This window comes from Kineosporia succinea (assembly GCF_030811555.1).
Lineage (GTDB): Bacteria > Actinomycetota > Actinomycetes > Actinomycetales > Kineosporiaceae > Kineosporia > Kineosporia succinea.
Genome location: NZ_JAUSQZ010000001.1, coordinates 5,301,751 through 5,318,420, shown reverse-complemented (window position 1 = coordinate 5,318,420; position 16,670 = coordinate 5,301,751). Strand labels below are relative to the sequence as shown.

General features: G+C 70.9%; 12 protein-coding genes. 1 reads left to right on the top strand and 11 read right to left on the bottom strand.

Annotated elements, in window-relative coordinates:
* Positions 1 to 49: 49 nt before the first annotated feature.
* The 5 genes from J2S57_RS23110 to J2S57_RS23090 all read right to left on the bottom strand — a co-directional run bounded on the left by J2S57_RS23110 (position 50) and on the right by J2S57_RS23090 (position 7,773).
* Entirely contained in the window at positions 50 to 2,245 is a 2,196-nt protein-coding gene (locus J2S57_RS23110) for an immune inhibitor A domain-containing protein (RefSeq protein WP_307246483.1), read from the bottom strand.
* A gap of 243 nt (positions 2,246 to 2,488) precedes the next feature.
* Entirely contained in the window at positions 2,489 to 4,702 is a 2,214-nt protein-coding gene (locus J2S57_RS23105; RefSeq protein WP_307246481.1) for a choice-of-anchor J domain-containing protein, read from the bottom strand.
* A gap of 225 nt (positions 4,703 to 4,927) precedes the next feature.
* On the bottom strand, positions 4,928 to 5,578 hold the full coding sequence (locus tag J2S57_RS23100) for a TVP38/TMEM64 family protein (RefSeq protein WP_307246479.1): 651 nt from the start codon (positions 5,576 to 5,578) through the stop codon (positions 4,928 to 4,930).
* Positions 5,579 to 5,596: 18 nt separating this feature from the next.
* Positions 5,597 to 6,175, bottom strand: a complete 579-nt coding sequence (locus tag J2S57_RS23095; protein WP_307246477.1) for a hypothetical protein — start codon at positions 6,173 to 6,175, stop codon at positions 5,597 to 5,599.
* Positions 6,176 to 6,810: 635 nt separating this feature from the next.
* The gene (locus tag J2S57_RS23090) at positions 6,811 to 7,773 is read right to left on the bottom strand and encodes a nucleoside hydrolase (RefSeq protein ID WP_307246475.1); all 963 of its coding nucleotides are present in this window, start codon (positions 7,771 to 7,773) and stop codon (positions 6,811 to 6,813) included.
* A gap of 88 nt (positions 7,774 to 7,861) precedes the next feature.
* Between J2S57_RS23090 and J2S57_RS23085 the strand changes: the two genes are divergently transcribed.
* On the top strand, positions 7,862 to 9,949 hold the full coding sequence (locus J2S57_RS23085) for an alkaline phosphatase family protein (RefSeq protein ID WP_307246473.1): 2,088 nt from the start codon (positions 7,862 to 7,864) through the stop codon (positions 9,947 to 9,949).
* Here J2S57_RS23085 and J2S57_RS23080 read toward each other — a convergent pair.
* The 6 genes from J2S57_RS23080 to J2S57_RS23055 are packed head-to-tail and all read right to left on the bottom strand — an operon-like array spanning position 9,877 to position 16,483.
* A complete protein-coding gene (locus J2S57_RS23080) occupies positions 9,877 to 10,533 on the bottom strand; it encodes a hypothetical protein (protein WP_307246471.1) in 657 nt (218 codons plus the stop codon). The two genes, J2S57_RS23085 and J2S57_RS23080, sit on opposite strands and share 73 nt — an antisense overlap.
* Complete coding sequence (locus tag J2S57_RS23075) at positions 10,530 to 11,396, bottom strand: carbohydrate ABC transporter permease (RefSeq protein ID WP_307246468.1); 867 nt, start codon at positions 11,394 to 11,396, stop codon at positions 10,530 to 10,532. The genes J2S57_RS23080 and J2S57_RS23075 overlap by 4 nt, the downstream gene beginning before the upstream one ends.
* Positions 11,396 to 12,274, bottom strand: coding sequence for a carbohydrate ABC transporter permease (locus J2S57_RS23070; RefSeq protein WP_307246465.1), 879 nt, complete (start codon positions 12,272 to 12,274; stop codon positions 11,396 to 11,398). The genes J2S57_RS23075 and J2S57_RS23070 overlap by 1 nt, the downstream gene beginning before the upstream one ends.
* A gap of 7 nt (positions 12,275 to 12,281) precedes the next feature.
* Positions 12,282 to 13,571 (bottom strand): extracellular solute-binding protein, encoded by a 1,290-nt coding sequence (locus J2S57_RS23065; RefSeq protein ID WP_307246463.1) that lies wholly within the window; start codon positions 13,569 to 13,571, stop codon positions 12,282 to 12,284.
* A 24-nt stretch (positions 13,572 to 13,595) separates the two neighbouring features.
* On the bottom strand, positions 13,596 to 15,473 hold the full coding sequence (locus J2S57_RS23060) for a DUF2264 domain-containing protein (protein WP_307246459.1): 1,878 nt from the start codon (positions 15,471 to 15,473) through the stop codon (positions 13,596 to 13,598).
* A complete protein-coding gene (locus tag J2S57_RS23055) occupies positions 15,470 to 16,483 on the bottom strand; it encodes a hydroxyacid dehydrogenase (protein WP_307246457.1) in 1,014 nt (337 codons plus the stop codon). The genes J2S57_RS23060 and J2S57_RS23055 overlap by 4 nt, the downstream gene beginning before the upstream one ends.
* Positions 16,484 to 16,670 lie beyond the last annotated feature (187 nt).

Sequence of the window (16,670 nt, the reverse complement as noted above, 5' to 3'; positions counted from 1 at the left end):
CGCGACGGTGCCCGCCGTCCCCGACGGCGGGCACCGTCGTCCCCTGTCGTCAGCCCTGCGGGCCACCACCGGGCTGGAGCGCCCCGTTGACCGTCAGCGAATAGGGCGCGTACTGCTGCACGTCGCCGGTCGGCTCGTCGTAGGCGACGATCGCCACCACCCGGTCGGCCTTGCGCAGTTCCCGGATCTCGGCACTGCGGCGGCCCAGGTCGACCGACGGACGGCCGTCGAACGTGACCTGGTAGGCGCGGTTCTTGCGGTCGTCGAACCCGACCAGCCGCAGGTTCCAGTGGTGCACGGCCACCGGCGCGATCTCGGTCGGCGAGTCGAACGGCTCCAGGCTCGACCCGTCGCTGACCACCCTCGCGCCGACCGACACGTCGTCGACGAGCAGGCCGCCCTCGTTGACCCCGCCGTCACTCACGTACCGGATGCTGACCAGGATCGTGCGGCCCGCATAGGCGGACAGGTCGTACTCCTGCGGCTCGAAACCCTCGGTGGTGCCGTTCAGCCCGGGACCCAGCGGCCCGTCGTCCACCGTGCCGCTGCCCGGAATCGGCTCCCCGTAGGTCTTTCCGCCGTCGGTCGAGACACTCACGTAGCCGTAGTCGTAGGTCGCCTCGGCACCGTACTTGGCCCGGAACCGCAGCGTCGGGTCGGCGGCCGGCACCGTGACCGCGGTGACCAGGGCCGCGTCGATGTTGTCGCCGTCGCCCGAGAACAGCACCGGATCGCCCGGACGGTCCGGGTCGTCGTTCACGATCGTCCAGGCCAGCGGCGCGACCGGCAGGGTCCTCGCACCCCGGAAGACCAGCTCGTCCAGGTCCTTTCCGCGGAGCTCGGCGCCCCCGCGCGTCAGCCGGACGTAGTCGGCGCCGTTCGGGGCCGCCCCGGGATCGGCGTACGACTGCGGGTTGCCGAGGTTCACCGAGGCGGTCATGCTCGCGCTGGTGACCCGCTCCTTGGCCACCCCCTCGACGCGGGACTTCCTCGAGGCGTCGAGGAAGGCGTCGAGCAGGATCGACGACTGGAAGTCGTGCAGCACCCCGTAGAGGTCGCCTCCGCTCCCGAGCACCGCCTTGATCGCGGCCAGGCCCTGGTGATCGCCGTCGCGGTGCAGCTCCGAGATGGCCTGCGGGCCGTAGTGGTCACGCAGGTAGAGCATCAGCGCGTACGGGTGCCCGTAGTCGGCCACGATCGACGCGGCGTTGCCGGTGTCCTCGCCCCAGAGATTCAGCGAGTTCTGCGGACCGCCGCAGTCCCGGGGGTTCGGGTTGTACGGCGTCTGCACCGGACCCCAGCCCTGGTAACAGATGAGGTGGTTGTCGTGGCCGCGCTGGTTCACGGTCGCGGTCGAGTTGCTGTACCCGGTCAGGGCCATCGCGTAGTCGGCCAGGCCCTCGTCGACCCACACCGTCTCGAACGGGTCGTTGTAGTAGTGCAGCAGGTGCTGCCACTCGTGCGCGAAAATGCCCTCGTAGAGCCGGGGCCGGGCCGGGCGGCTGGTGCACAGGTCCGGGGTGGCCGCGTCCGGCGGGTTCGCGGTGGTGCGGTGCGTCCAGTCGAACGCGTCGATCGTCATCACGTTCCGGTCGAACTGCTCGTTGAGGAACGGGACGAAGAAGCCCCCGACGAAACCGGTGACGCTCGGGCCGACGTAGAAGTTGTCGTCGCGGATGTTGTCGACCAGGGTGACGGTCTTCTCGCCGGCGCCGGTGAACACCCCGCCGTTGCCGTCGTCGTCCGGGCCCAGCAGGGCGTTCGAGCCGTCCCGGGCGGGTGGCGTCGAGAACGCGGCGGTCTCCTCCGGGTAGATGTTGGTGTCGAACTCGTGCACCAGCCCGGCCACCTGGGCGTCGCTGACACTCGTGGTGCCCGGCACGGCGTTGCGGCAGTCGCCCTCCGGGAACGCCAGGTCGTTCGCGACCCAGACCTCGATGTGGTCGCCCACGCCGCGCAGCGTGAAGTCCTTGCGGTAGAAGCCGGCCGTCTCGTCGTCGGCGAGCCACTGGCGCACCGTGCCGACCTCGGGAGTCCCGGCCGCCCCGGCCTTCCGGGCCTCGGCCGCCGGGCGGTAACGCTCTGGCGTGGGCGCCTTCTCACCGTCGATGAGGAGCGGCGCCGAGGAGCCCATGACCGCGTCCGGACCCACCGGCGTCACCGCGGCCCGGGCGGGTGACGCCAGGGCGCCGAGCGGGAGGGCGAGCGCCGCGGCGATCAGCGCCACGGCTCGTTTCCGGGCCATCAGAACTCCTCGAGGAGGCGGGTGGAGCGCCCGAAGGCGGCACCGACCGTAACCGAGCCGGTGCCGCCTCCTGCCCTGACCATCCGGTAACCCGCCGTTCGGTCAGGCCGGAGAAGCGGCTGACAGCCCGGGGTCCGGCCGGCGGGCAACGGGCCGGCCCTCCCCCACGCGAAGGTGCCCGCCGTCGTCGACGGCGGGCACCCGCGTTACTCATTGTTCAGTTCTGATGCGGTATTTCAGGACTCAGTTCGGGGCGCTGCCGCCCGGCTGCACCGTGCCGTTGACGGTCAGCGTGTACGGCGCGTACTGCTGGACCTCTTCGGTCGGCTCGTCGTAGGCCACGATCGCCACGACCTGGTCGGACTTCTTCAGCTTCTTCAGCTCCGCGCTCTTCTTCGAGAGCTTGACGCTGTTCTTTCCGTCGAACGAGACCTGCACCGCCTTGTGCTTCTTGGCGTCCAGGCCGACCAGGCGCAGGTTCCAGTTGTGCACGGTCACCGGCACGATCTCGGTCGGCGAGTCGAACGGCTCCAGGCTCGAGCCGTCGCTGACCGTGGTCGCGCCGACGGTGATGTCGTCGACGAGCAGGCCGCCCTCGTTGACGCCGCCGTCGCTCACGTACCGGATGCTGACCAGGACGTCCTGGCCCGCGTAGGCCGACAGGTCGAACTCCTGCGCCTCGAAACCGTCGGTGGTGCCGTTCAGACCCGGGCCGAGGGGCCCGTCGTCCACCGTGTTGCTGCCCGGAATCGGTGCGCTGTAGGTCTTTCCGCCGTCGGTGGAGACGCTGACGTAACCGTAGTCGTACGTCGCCTCGGCGCCGTACTTGGCCAGGAAGCGCAGCGTCGGGTCGGCGGCCGGCACGGTGACCGGGGTGACGAGGGCCGCGTCGGTGTTGTTCGCGTCACCGGAGAACAGCACCGGGTTGCCGGGACGGTCCGGGTCGTCGTTCACGATCGTCCAGGACAGCGGGACGGCCGGGAGGGTCTTCGCGCCGCTGAACGTCACGGAGTCGAGATCCTTGCCGCGCAGCGCCTTTCCCTTCTTGGTCAGGGCCACGTAGTCGGCGCCGTTCGGGGCCGCGCCCGGCTCGGCGTACGACTGGGTGTTCTCGAGGTTGACCGACGACTCCAGGCTCTTGCTCGTGGCCCGGGCCTTCGAGATGCCCTCGACCTCGGACTTCCTCGAGGCGTCGAGGAAGGCGTCGAGCAGCGTGCTCGACTGGAAGTCGTGCAGGACGCTGTAGACGTTCTTGGCGCCGGCCTTCTTGAGCAGGGCGGCCAGGCTGTCGAGGCCCTGGGCGTCACCGTCGTTGTGCAGGGCCGTGAGGAAGTCCGCGCCGTAGTGGTCGCGCAGGTACAGCATCAGCGAGAACGCGTGACCGTAGTCGGCCAGCACCGCGTTCGGGTTGTCGCCGCCCTCACCCCACAGGTTGAGCGAGTTCTGCGCCCCACCGCAGTCGCGGGGGTTGGGGTTGTACTGCGTGGCCACCGAGCCGTAGCCCTGGAAGCAGATGATGTGGTTGTCGAAGCCCGGCTCGTTCACGGTCGCCGTGGAGTTGGCGTAGCCGTCGAGCTCGATCGCGTAGTCCGACAGACCCTCGTTGACCCAGTTCACCTCGTTCGGGTCGGTGTAGTACTGCAGCAGATGCTGCCACTCGTGCCCGAAAACGCCCTCGTAGAGCCACGGACGCGCGGGGCGGCTCGTGCACGGGTCGCTCGTCGCCGCGTCGGCCGGGTCCGCGGTGGTGCGGTGCGTCCAGTCGAAGGCGTCGATCGTCATGACGTTGCGGTCGAAGATCTCGTTCAGGTACGACGAGAAGAAGCCGGCGGTGTAGGTCTGCACGGCCGGGAAGTCGTAGTAGTTGTCGTCGCGCACGTTGTCGACGAGCGTGACGGTCTTCTCGCCGCCGCCGGTGTAGACGCCGCCGTTGCCGTTCGCGTCCGGCTTCAGCAGGGCGTTGGAGCCGTCGCGGTCGGGCGGGGTGCTGAAGGCCGCGGTCTCCTTCGGGTACATGTTGTCGTCGAACTGGTCGATCAGCCCGGCCACCTGCGCGTCGGTCACCGTGGTGCTGCCCGCGACCGCGTTGCGGCAGTCACCGGCCGGGAACGCGATGTCGTTCGCGACCCAGACCTCGATGTGGTCGCCCACGCCCCGCAGGGTGAAGTCCTTGCGGTAGTAGCCCTGCGTGTCGTCGGAGGCCACCCACTGGCGCACGGTGCCGACGGCCGGGGTCTCGCCGGCCGCGGCCTTCCTGGTCTGGGCCTTGGCCTTGTACGCGCTCGGGGCGTCGACCTGCTTGCCGTCGACCAGCTCCGGGGTCTTGGTACCCAGGGTGATGTCGGGGGCGTCGGTGGGGGTGGACGCGGCGGCACCGGCGGACGCGGGCAGCACCAGGGCGCTGATCGGGACGGCGAGCGCGAGGGCGACCGTCGCCGCTATTCGTTTCCGGACCATCAGATCTCCTCGGGGGTGGGGCGGAGTTCGATGCACGGGTGGACGACCGGACCGGTCGGGATTCGGGGGGATCCGTCGTCCACTCCGGCAGGGACGGTGTCCCGGTCGGGGGCTGAGCAGACGGTAACGGACGTGGCGGTAAATGTCAGGACTTGACGCCATCTGACTGTTGCGTAGGGAAACCAGTCGTCGGCTGTGGTTCGCGGGGACCGAGGAGCGTGGCCGTCAGGAGCCGGAGCGGCTGTGGCGGCGGGTCAGCCACCAGCCGGCGGCCACGCCGATCACGCTCACGGCGATCCCGACCCCGGTCGCGACCAGGGCGAGGGAACCGTTGCCGGTGACCGCCGCGTCCCCCAGGGCCGTGTAGGCGAAGGCCCGGGGGGCGGAGCCGATCAGGGTGCCGAGGGCGATCTGGTGGGCCCGCAGGCCCAGGAGCCCGAAGGCGTAGGAGAGCGGGGCGTCGGGGACGCCGGGGATCAGGCGCTGCACGAAGACCGCGAAGGTGCCGTGGCGGCGGGCCAGCTCGGTGAGCGCCCGCACGCGCTCGTTGCTCAGTTCCTCGACCGCGGGTCTGCCCGCCCGGCGGGCGATGAGCAGGGCCAGCACGGACGTCAGCATGGAGCTGAGCACGCTGCAGACGAAGCCGACACCGGTGCCGAACATCGCGCCGCTCGCCGCGGACAGCAGGGGGCCGGGCACGAAGACCAGCCCCAGCACGCCGGACACGACGACGTACACCGGGGCCGCCAGGAGCCCGAAGCGCTGCACCGCGTCTTGCAGGCCGTCGGCGCTGACGGGCAGGAGGGCCCAGGTCAGCAGGCCGGCGAGGACCAGCAGGGTGAAGAGTCCGGCGAGGCGGAGAACCGGGCGCTGCACACCGTCAGCCTCGCACAGTCAGCACCAGGCCTTGCCCTCCAGGTACCAGCCGGCGTCGACCCGGACGAACTCGATGACCCCGACCCGGTAGCCGTTGGGCCGGACATAGGCGAACTCCCGGCGCTGCTCGGTGGTCCCGACCCCGACCAGACGGGCGTCCGGATGCTCGGGCAGCACCGAGACCCGGCCGAAGAGCTCGGCCTGCTCGCGCGCCGGGGGCAGGGTGTCACCGGTGAAGAAGCCTCCCGTTCCACCGGCTCGGTTGCCCGGACACTCCTCACGGGTGAGCGGGCCGGAGAAGAGAGGCACCGGTTCAGCCGACTGTGCAGTGGTCTCACGCTCCTGGGTGATCAGGAACATCCCGACGATCACGGCGCCGGTCAGCACCGACGCCGCGCCGGTCACCAGCCGACGCCGATACTGGTTCCGATGCCGGTTCTGTTGCCAGTTCCGATCCCAGTTCTGATGCCGGTTCTGATGCCGGTTCCGGCGAAGCACCGCCGCCCGCGCGGTGCGGGTCAGGTCACCGGGCACCGGAGCCTCGAGCGCGGCCTCGTGAAAGGTCTCGCTCAGCGGGCGTTCCACCAGGTCCGTCATCGGGCTCCCTCTGCTCGGCCTTCCGGGACGGCCCGCTGTGCCCGCAGCGTCGCCAAGGCCCGGGAGGCCGTGGCCCGCACCGAGCTCAGCGAGATCCGCAGGGTGCGGGCGATCTCGGCGTCGTCGAGGTCACACTAGTAGCGCAGCACCAGAACTGTCCGGGCCCGACCGGCACGGTGCGCATCTCGTCCCGTCCCGCCACCCCTTCGGCTGGGTCCACGTCCGCGGCCCCGGGAACGAGACCTGAAGCCCGCTCCCCCCCGACGGTGCCCCCCTCGTCCCGGCCCGCTGCCACCGAGTCGGGAACGAGACCTGAAGCCCGCTCCCCCTGACCGCGCCCACCTCGTCCCGGCCCGCTGCCACCAGGTCGGGAACGAGACCTGAAGCCCGCTCCCCCCGACCGCGCCCACCTCGTCCGGCCCGCTGCCACCGAGTCGGGAACGAGACCGGAGGCCCGTTCCCCCACCCACCGGCGCCGGCGCGTCCCCCGGCTTGGGTCGTGCGCGCGCAACCGCTGTGCTTTCGATTATCGATAATCGAAAGCACCCCGGTTTTCATCGGGCCACCATCGCCCGACGGGTATGGATGCCGATGACTGTCGACGGGAGCAGAACGAGCGCCGCCTCCACCTGCGTTCAGGCCGTGAACGGCCTCGGCGGCGTGGTCTCCACCGACAGCATCGAGAGCAGGAACTCGCGGAAACCGTCTTCGTCGATCTCCTCGACCACCGTGGCGTTGGGCGCCAGTCCGTGCACGCCCCACGACATCGCCGCGTAGCCCCGGGTCAGCTCCGAGCCGGTCTCGATGTCGACGTTGTACTGCGCGGAGCGGCGCACCAGCTCCGGGCGCAGCAGCACCGCGACCGACAGCGAGTCGGGGTGGGTGGTGCCCGGGATGCCGACGCTCTCGTCGAAGGCCAGCGTGGACGAGCAGACGCGGGTGAAGAACTCGGCCAGCGGCGTGCCGATCGCGGCGATCCGGTCGAGCACCGGACGCTGGAACACGGCCTGCTGCAGGGTGAGAGGGGCCCAGGGCACCACGGTGACGTTGAACCCGGCGTCGAAGACGATCTTCGCGGCCTCGGGGTCGACGTAGAAGTTGAACTCGGCCGCGGCGGTGATGTTGCCGCGGGCGTTGTTCGAGCCCCCCATCACCACGAGATGCTTGACCTGCTGGGCGAACTCGGGACGCTTGGCCACCGCCAGGGCGATGTTGGTGAGCGGGCCGATGGCCACGATGCTGAGCTCACCGGCGGCCTCGTCGGCCAGGCGCAGCAGCGCGTCCACCGCGTGCTCAGTTTCCGGCTCCAGACCCTCGAACGACATGTCCAGGCCGCCGGCGCCGTCACCGTGCACGTTCTCGGCCGAGACCCACGGGCGCACCAGGGGCCGGCGGGCGCCCAGGTAGATCGGCGCGGCACCGAGCTTGTCGGAGGCGTTCAGGGTCAGGTACGCGTTGCGCACCTGCCGGTCGAAGCCGACGTTGCCGGCCACCATGGTGATCGCCCGCAGATCGGCGCCCTCCGTCAGCAGGCCGGCCAGGATCGCGACGCAGTCGTCCTGGGCGGTGTCGGTGTCGATCACCAGGGGGATGCTCACGGTTCTTCTTTCCTTCCAGCGGTGCAGAGTGACGGGAAGCAACCTAGCCGGATCCGGGGAGCGGAGAAGAGCCGGATAACCTGCTCGGATGCCGAGAGGGCTGAACATCAGCAGCCGTGACCTGCGCGACGCCCTGTTCGGCCTCGTGCCGACCGCCGCCGCCCTCCTGGTGTCGTCGTGGATCCTCGCCGACCTGGAGATCGCGCACTGGTGGTGGGCCGTCGCCGTGGCCGCGGTCACCGCCGTCATCGACGCGGTCGTGCGTCCCGCCCTGCGCCTCATCGCCGGTCTGGCCGGGGCGATCACCGCGCTGGTGCTGGGTCTCAGCGCGCAGCTGGCCCTGATCACGCTGGCGCTCCTGCTGGTGCCGGGCGTGGTGTTCACCGGTCCGCAGGCGGTGGCCCAGACCCTGCTGCTGGCCGCCCTGCTCGCCGCCGCCACTCGCTGGCTGGTCGGCGTCAACGACAGCTCCTACCTGGTGGCCGACCTGATCCGGCGGGGTGAGGCGCGGCGCCGGCGCCGGGGTCACGAGAAGCCCGGCGACCAGCCCGCCGGGGTGGTCTTCGTGCAGATCGACGGCCTGCCCTACCCGCTGCTGCAGAACGGCATCGTGTCCGGGGTGCTGCCCACGCTGTCGCGCTGGGTGCGTTCGGGCAGTCACGAGATGACGCCGTGGTGGGCCCGGGTGCCCTCGACCACCCCCGCGAGCCAGGCCGCCCTGCTGCACGGGAGCAACGACGGGATCCCGGCCTTCCGCTGGTACGAGAAGGAGTCCGGCCGGCTGCGGGTGGCCAACCGCCCGGCCGACGCCGCGGTCATCGAGGCCCGCCTGTCCGACGGCCGGGGCCTGCTGGCCGACGGCGGGGTGAGCGTCAGCAACATGTTCAGCGGTGACGCACCCACCGCCCTGATGGTGATGAGCCGGGCCGCCCGCCGCGGTGACCTGGGGCCGGGCAGCTCGTACATCCGGTTCTTCTTCAGCCCGTTCGTGTTCGCCCGGGCCCTGGTGCTGATGCTCGCGGAGATCGTCAAGGAGCTGTACCAGGGCCGCCAGCAACGGGTCCGGGGCATCGAGCCGCGCATCCGGCGCCGGGGGTCGTACATCGCGCTGCGCGGCCTGACCAACGTCGTGCTGCGTGATCTCAACGTGGCGCTGGTGGCCGAGCACATGATGGCGGGGGCACCCTCGATCTACGTCGACTTCGTGGACTACGACGAGATCGCCCACCACGCCGGGGTCAGTCGCAGCGAGTCGATGGACGCGCTGGTCGGCCTCGACCTGGTGCTGCACACCCTGGAACGGGTCGCGGCGGCCGCGCCCCGCGACTACCGGTTCGTGGTGCTCTCCGACCACGGCCAGGCCCAGGGGTCCACGTTCCGCCAGCTCACCGGCACGACGCTCGAGGAGGCCGTGCGCGCGCACTGCGACGCGTCGGTGGGCGGCACGGTCGAGGAGACGGGTGACGTGGAGGGCTGGGGTCCGCTGAACGCTCTGCTCGGTGACGTGCTGGCCGCCCGGCCGAGGGCCCGGTGGGGCCGAAAACGCAGCGAGGCAGGCGTTCTCGTGGGTCCCCAGCGCCTGAGTGGTGACGAGAGCGAGCCTCCCGAACTGGTGGTGGTCGGGTCGGGAAACCTGGGTCTGGTCTGGTTCCCACAGATGCCCGGGCGGGTCACGGTCGAGCGGTTCACCGAGGTCCATCCGGGCCTGATCCCCGGCCTCGTCACCGAGCCGGGCATCGGTTTCGTGGTGGCCGACAGCGTGCGGGGCCCCCTCGTCATCGGCCCCTCGGGTGTGCGGGTTCTGCTGGAGGACGTGGTGGAAGGCACCGATCCCCTGGCCCCTTTCGGTCCCCGGGCTTGCGCGGACCTGCTGCGCGTGGCCCAGATGCGCGGCGCCCCCGACCTTTACGTTCACTCCACTCTGCACCCCCGCACGGGCGAGGTGCACGCGTTCGAGGAGCTCGTCGGCTCGCACGGCGGGCTCGGCGGGTGGCAGAACCAGGCCGTGCTGGTGCATCCCACGGCCTGGCCCCTCGACGACGACCTGCTCGACCGGTCGGTGCCGGGCGAGGAGCTGCTCTACGGGGCGGACCAGGTGCACCGTCAGCTGGTGCGCTGGATGGAGCGGTGCGGGGCCCGCAAAGCGTCGGTGCCCGAGAGCGCACGCAGCGAATAACGGCAGTTCGCCCACACCACGTACAGCAGCGGAGCCAGCGCCAGGCCGAGCCCGAGGGCGGGCCGCAGCACCACGGCACCGCCCAGCAGCGCCAGGACGAGCAGCGACACACCCGTCAGACACCAGTGCCGCAGGCCGAGATACAGCCCGGCGCGGGCCAGGTCACGCACCCGCAGGCCGGGGTGCTCGGCGAGCCCGACGAGCACGTGCAGCGTGGTGATCACGACCAGCAGGGCGAGCACGGCCAGGAGCGGGATCACGGCCGGCATCGCGTTCCTGAGCAGGTGGGCGTCCACGGCGAGAACCACGAGCACGAAGGACGCGGCGGCACCGGTGCGCAGGGCGGGTGCCAGTGAGCGTCGCCAGTGGTGGACGAACGACACCGGCTCCCTCCCGCCGAATCGGGCGAAGGCAGCGACGGCCGCCGGTGCCCACAGCGGCGCGAGAACCGGCCACAGCCGCGGGGTCGAGGCCGTGAGCAGGAACGGGAGGACGGCGATGACGACGAACAGGTTGGTGCTGAGGAAGAGCCAGACCGTGCCGATGACGCCGGTCCAGGTCTCGTAGCGGCCGGCGGCGTTCATCCCTTGATCCCGGTGGTCGCGATGCCCTGCACGAAGTACTTCTGGCCGAGCAGGAACACGATCGCGATCGGCAGCACCGAGAGCACCGACCCGGTCATGATGAGCGCGTACTGCGCGTTGTACTGGCCGATGAAGGTCTTGAGGCCGATCTGGATCGTCCAGAGGTCCGGGTCGCGCAGGTAGATGAGCGGGCCCAGGTAGTCGTTCCAGACGTTGACGAAGGTCAGCAGCGTGAGCGAGGCGATGGCCGGCATCGACAGCGGCAGCATGATCCGGCGCCAGATGCCGTACTCCGACAGCCCGTCGATGCGCGCGGCCTCGGACAGTTCCTCCGGCACGGTCTCGTAGAACTGCTTCATCAGGAACACCCCGAACGCGCCGAAGGCCTGCAGCGCGACCATCGCCCAGAGAGTGTTGGACAGGTGCAGTTTCGAGAACAGGATGAACTGCGGGATCATGTACGCCTGCCACGGCACCGCGATCGTGCCGACGTAGGCCAGGAACAGCACGTCCCGGCCGGGCCAGCGCAGCCGCGAGAACCCGTACGCGGCGAAGCTTCCGGTGAGCACCTGCAAGAAGGTGATCACCACCGACAGGATCAGCGTGTTCCTGACCCAGGTCACCATGCCGGACCTGGTCCAGATGTCGACGTAGTTGCTCCAGTGCCAGTCCGGCGTCCAGCGGATCGGCACGGTGAACACGTGGTTGTTCGTCTTCAGGCTGGACAGCACCATCCAGAAGAACGGGGCCAGCACGGCGAGCGAGGCCACGATCAGGGCCGCGTGGCCGACGACGGGCCAGAGACTTCGCCTGCGGGCCGTGGTCTTCCGGTCTGTCACGGGCCGGGTCCCGGTGAGGGTCATCAGGCGCTCCTGCGGCGGTTGACGAGGAACTGCACCAGCGTCACGGCGATGCAGATCCCGAAGAGCACGACGGACACGGCCGAGGCGTAGCCGAACTGGTTCTGCACGAAGCCCTTCTGGTAGATGTACTGACTCAGCACCAGGGTGGACTGCCCCGGCCCGCCGTTGGTCAGCACCAGGATCAGGTCGAACACCTTGAGGCTGCCGATGGTGAGCACGACCGTGACGAAGAACGTCGTCGGCCGCAGCCCGGGCAGCGTCACGTGCCGGAACCGCTGCCAGGCCCCGGCCCCGTCGATGGTCGCGGCCTCGTACAGGTCCCGCGGAATCGTCTGCAGCCCGGCCAGGAACAGCAGCATGTAGAACCCGAGGTCCCGCCAGACGCCGACGATGATCACCGAGGGCATCGACCAGTCCCTGGAGTTCGTCCAGCCCGGCGGGCCGGCGACCCCGACCGCGCCCAGCAACTGGTTGACCGGTCCGGTCTCCGGGCTGAACATCATGTTCCAGACCGCCGCGATCGCCACGATCGAGGTGATGTACGGGAAGAACGCGGCGGTACGGAAGAACCGCACGCCCCGCAGTCTCGTGTTCAGCAGCAGGGCCAGCGCCAGGGACAGCACCAGCGTCACCGGCACGTGAACCCCGGTGAAGTACAGGGTGTTCCGCAGGGCGGTCCAGAAGCTGCGGTCACCGGCCAGGCGCCGCAGGTTGGCCAGGCCGGTCCAGTCGGCCTGGCCGAACACGTTCCAGTTCGTGAACGACAGGTAGAACAGCGCCAGCACCGGCACGAGCGTGAGCAGGGCGAAGCCGAGGAAGTTCGGCAGCACGAAGCTCAGGCCGATGAGCGCGTTGCGTCGGCGCAGCGAGGCGGCCATGACCCGCTCAGCCGCCGATCTGGTTGGCGTACTCCTGCTTCGCCGCCTCGAGAGCCGCCGGCACGTCACTGCTGCCGGACATGATCGCGGTGTGCGCGTCGTTCAGCAGCGTGGTGATCGTGGGCGTGTTCGCCGACACCGGCACCTCGGGCCTGATCACCCGGGTGCTGAACGTCGACTTCGCGAGCTCGTCGTCGGGCATGCCCTCCACCGCGAAGAACGCCTCGGCCACCGCGTCACTCGTGTTGGCCGGGGTGATGCCGATCTCGGCCAGCGCCGTGCTGCCCTCGTCGCCGGAGATGTAGGCCAGGAACTCCTTGGCCGCGTCCACCTTGCGGTCGGAGATCCCGGCGTTGATGCCCATTCCCGTCGGCCCGCCGAACGTCACCGGACTGCTCAGGGTCGAGGCGTCGATCTGCGGGGCCGGAGCGAAGCCCCAGTCGAACGTCTCGGCGTCACCCGACTCCTGCTGGGCCAGCAGCGTCGCGATGTACCAGGAGCCCATGAGCATCATCGGGACCTTCTGGGTGCCGAACTCGCCCTGGTAGGTGAGGGTGTTCGTGGTCGCGGTGCCGTAGTCCACCGCGGCCTTCGACTTCTGGAGCTCGAGGGCCCGCTCGTAGTACGGCTGCAGGTAGGCGAAGTCGCCGGCCAGGAAATCGGCCTGGCCGTCGGCGGTCTGCGCGTTGGCGAAGCCCTGCACCGCTGAGGCCCAGGTGTGCGTGTAGGTGCCCGCGTCGGCACCCGGGGCCTTCGCCAGCTCCCCGGCCGCGGCGGCGTAGTCGTCCCAGGTCCAGCTGCCGTCGGGCTCGTCGACCTTCGCGGCCTCGAACATGTCCCGGTCGTAGTAGAGGAACCAGCCGTCCTCGCGGTAGGGCACGGCGTAGGTGGCGCCGTCCACGGTGTAGGGCGCGGCCGCCGACTTCACGGTCTCGTCGAGGCCCCCGGTCACGTCGGACACGTCGAGCAGCTGCCCGCCGCCCTGATAGGTCGCGAACGTGCACAGGCACTTGATCGGGTAGACGTCCGGGGCCGATCCGGCGGACAGGTCGGCGGTCATCTGGGTGTCGTAATTGGCCGCGTCGTACTCCTTCACCTCGACCTTGACGTCGGGGTGGGACTTCTGGAAACCCTCGGCCAGGAGCTCGAACTCGGGGGTGGTGGCCAGGCTCCAGCCCCCGACGGTCAGGGTGACGGGGCCGGACTCGTCACCGCTGTCGCCGGAACTGCATCCGGTCAGGGCCAGGGCGGCGACGACGGCGAGCGAGGCGATCCGGGTCAGTCTCGAGCGGTCCATGTCTCTCCTTTGAGATCGGAACGGTCAGCCGAGGAGCTGGTGACGGGAACGGGTTGCGTCGGGCCAGGTGACGGTGGCGGAGCGGTGCTCGTCGAGGGTGACGCTGATCGCGGGCCGCCCCGGTTCGACGCCCGAGAGCGTGACGACGACGGCCTGCCAGACGTTCTCCGGGGCGTCCAGTTCCACCCAGGGGACACCGATCTCGGGAGCCAGCGGACTCGCGTCCTCACGGGTGCTGACGCCCTCGCTGCTCGGGGGCCCGCCGAGAACGTCTACGCGGGAGTGCAACTCACCGCCGACCGGCACCGGCCAGCCTGCGATGCGCACCGCCCGCACGTCGCCGGCGGCCTCGTCGACGCGCACCAGGCGCACCTCCCAGGGACCACGCACGATCGAGCAGACACTCACGTGACCGACCTCGCGGGACTCGCCCACCAGACCGCCGGCGTGACCGGCCCCGCGTCCGCCCAGATCGACGCGGCCCGTCACGACCCGTTGCGGTCCGCCGGAGGACGCCTGCCCCACCGGCGTTCCCGGGTCACCGGAGGTCTCCCCCGGGAACATCCCGGCCCGGTGCGCCACCCGGCCGTCGACGAGCACCAGCGCGGCGCACTGGTCGAACGGCTGTTCCCAGGACGCCTCGTCGAGCGGCGGCAGCGTCGCCGTGGAGTAGCCGAGGCGGGCGTACAGAGGCGAGTCCCCCGCGTCCGTGCCCGGAACGTCCTTGTCCGTGCCGTGGTTGACGATGCGCACGATGCCGTCGGCCCGGGTTCCGTGCACCACCCAGCCGGGTGCGCGCAGCGCACGCAGCGTGTCACCGGTCTCGACCGGCAGCGGCTCCTCGGGGGCCGACCACACCGGATGGTCGGCGGGCAGGGCGATGCCGAGCAGGCCCTTGCTCGCCCAGTACGGGGATCCGGGGCCGGAGTACGACTGGGCCAGGGCCCGCCACGGGCCGAACCAGCCCAGGGTGAGAAGGCCTTCGGCGTCGGGCACACCACGGTCGGTGAAGTGCCCGGCCACCTTCGAGGCCGCCCGCCGCAACTGGCCCGGCGGCACGGACGGCACCTCCGCCACCGCTCCGGCCCAGAACGGGGCCGCGGCCGCGAACCGGTAGATCAGGCTCCGGCCCTGCATCAGTGGGCCGCCGTCGGCACCGACCAGGTACACCGCGTCCTGCAGGTAGCGGTCCAGGTCGGCGGCGTCCCGTTCCCGACGCCCGGCGGCCAGGTCGGCGGCCCCGGTCATGCGCGCCCACAGCGTCGGGTAGAGGTGCAGGGCCCAGCCGGTGTAGTGGTCGTAGGCCCGCGAGGTGCCGTCGGCGATCCAGCCGTCGGCGCGGCGGAACGCGTCGTGCCGGGCCAGGTCGGCCTCGATGTCGTCGGGCGACCAGGGGCCACCGACCGAGCGCAGGAAGGTCTGCACCACGACGCGGAACCACAGCCAGTTGTTGACCGGGTAGGTGTCGTCACCCACGACCTCGGCCAGGTAGGCGACGAGGCGTTCCTGCACCCCGGCGTCGAGGCGGTCCCAGAGCCAGGGACGCGTCAGGTCGAGGACGAGGGCGATCGAGGCCGCCTCGACCTTGGCCTGGCCGTGCTCGGACGGGCGCACCCAGCGCTCGGGCGACCCCGGGGCGGTGCCGGCGGCCAGGCCGTCGGCGTACCACTGGGCCAGTCCCCGCGGATCGGCGCCGCGCTCCCCCGCGAGCCGGAAACCGGCCAGCAGGAAGGTGCGGGCGAATCCTTCGAGCCCGTCGACGTCGGTGCCGTACCCGCCGGGGGCACCCGGGAACGTGAACCGGCCCCGGCCCGGCGACGCGTGGGGCCGGGCGGCCAGGAGCAGGCGGTCGGCCAGAGCGGTCCAGGTCTCCCGGGTCCAGGCGCCGGAGGTCTCGATCATGCGCTCCACTCCAGTTCGGCCGCGGTGACCGGGGTCAGGAACTCCTCGCCCCGCGTCCACCGTTCGAGCTCGGTGATGGCGTGCGCCGACATCCGCCGGACCTCCGACCCGAGTGATCCGGCGACGTGCGGCGTGACCATGACGTTCGGCAGGCCGAGCAGCGGGTGCCCGGCCGGCAGGGGTTCGGGGTCGGTGACGTCGAGCAGGGCGTGCAGACGACCGGCCCGGCACTCGGCGGCCAGGGCGTCGTGGTCGACGAGCGCGCCGCGGGCGGTGTTGATCAGGGTGGCGCCGTCGGGCATCGCGGCCAGCTCGCGGGCGCCGATGAGGCGGTGGGTGCTGTCCAGCGCGGGGGCGTGCAGGGTGAGAATCTCGCTGCGGGAGAGCAGTTCGTCGAGACCGACCCGTTCGGCCCCGGCCGCCGCGACCGCGGCCGGGTCGGCGAACGGGTCCGCCACCAGCACCGACCGGGTCTCGAGGGCACCGAGCAGCTGCACCACCCGGCGCCCGATCCGCGAGAAGCCGAGCACCCCGACGGTGCGGCCGTAGTTCGACAGCTCGGGCCGGGGCCGGACATCGGCCCAGCCGAGCGGCCTTTCGAGTCGGGTCCGGGAGGCCAGCGTCCAGGCCTGCTTCCCGGCCATCACCACCGCCGCGAAGGTGAACTCGGAGACCGGCACGGCGTTGGCGTCCGCCGCGGCGCTCACCGCGATGCCGCGCTCCCAGACCGGCTGCCCGACCAGGCCCCGCACGCTGCCGGCGGCGTGCACCACCGCCCGCAGTCGCGCAGCGGCCGCGACCCGTTCGGCACTCAGGTGGGGCGCGCCCCACGAGGTGACCATCACGTCCACCGTCGACATCGCCGACCGGACGGCCCGGGAGTCGAGCTCCCCCACCGGATCCGGCGTGACCAGCTCGACGCACTCCGCCAGACGCTGCCGCTCGGGCTCCCCGAACTGCGAGGAGGCGGCCTCGGGATCCATCACGAGCAGTGCACGTGGACGTCGCAACCCGGCGTCTCCTTCCGTGGATCAGCCTGCTCGGATGCGATCGAACAGCTTCGGATGCGCGCACTTTCGCACCGAACCGCGCATACCGGCATGAGAACTCGACGCACGCACGACTGTCAAGGAACTGGCGCGGAACGGTTCATCACTGGACAGAAACGCACACAAGCGCTCACAGTGGGCGGGCACA

Coding starts and splice junctions, on each gene's coding strand:
- J2S57_RS23110 (WP_307246483.1), bottom strand. CDS start 2,245: ATGGCCCGGAAACGAGCCGTGGCGCTGATCGCCGCGGCGCTCGCCCTC.
- J2S57_RS23095 (WP_307246477.1), bottom strand. CDS start 6,175: ATGACGGACCTGGTGGAACGCCCGCTGAGCGAGACCTTTCACGAGGCC.
- J2S57_RS23060 (WP_307246459.1), bottom strand. CDS start 15,473: ATGATCGAGACCTCCGGCGCCTGGACCCGGGAGACCTGGACCGCTCTG.
- J2S57_RS23070 (WP_307246465.1), bottom strand. CDS start 12,274: ATGGCCGCCTCGCTGCGCCGACGCAACGCGCTCATCGGCCTGAGCTTC.
- J2S57_RS23105 (WP_307246481.1), bottom strand. CDS start 4,702: ATGGTCCGGAAACGAATAGCGGCGACGGTCGCCCTCGCGCTCGCCGTC.
- J2S57_RS23065 (WP_307246463.1), bottom strand. CDS start 13,571: ATGGACCGCTCGAGACTGACCCGGATCGCCTCGCTCGCCGTCGTCGCC.
- J2S57_RS23085 (WP_307246473.1), top strand. CDS start 7,862: ATGCCGAGAGGGCTGAACATCAGCAGCCGTGACCTGCGCGACGCCCTG.
- J2S57_RS23080 (WP_307246471.1), bottom strand. CDS start 10,533: ATGAACGCCGCCGGCCGCTACGAGACCTGGACCGGCGTCATCGGCACG.
- J2S57_RS23075 (WP_307246468.1), bottom strand. CDS start 11,396: ATGACCCTCACCGGGACCCGGCCCGTGACAGACCGGAAGACCACGGCC.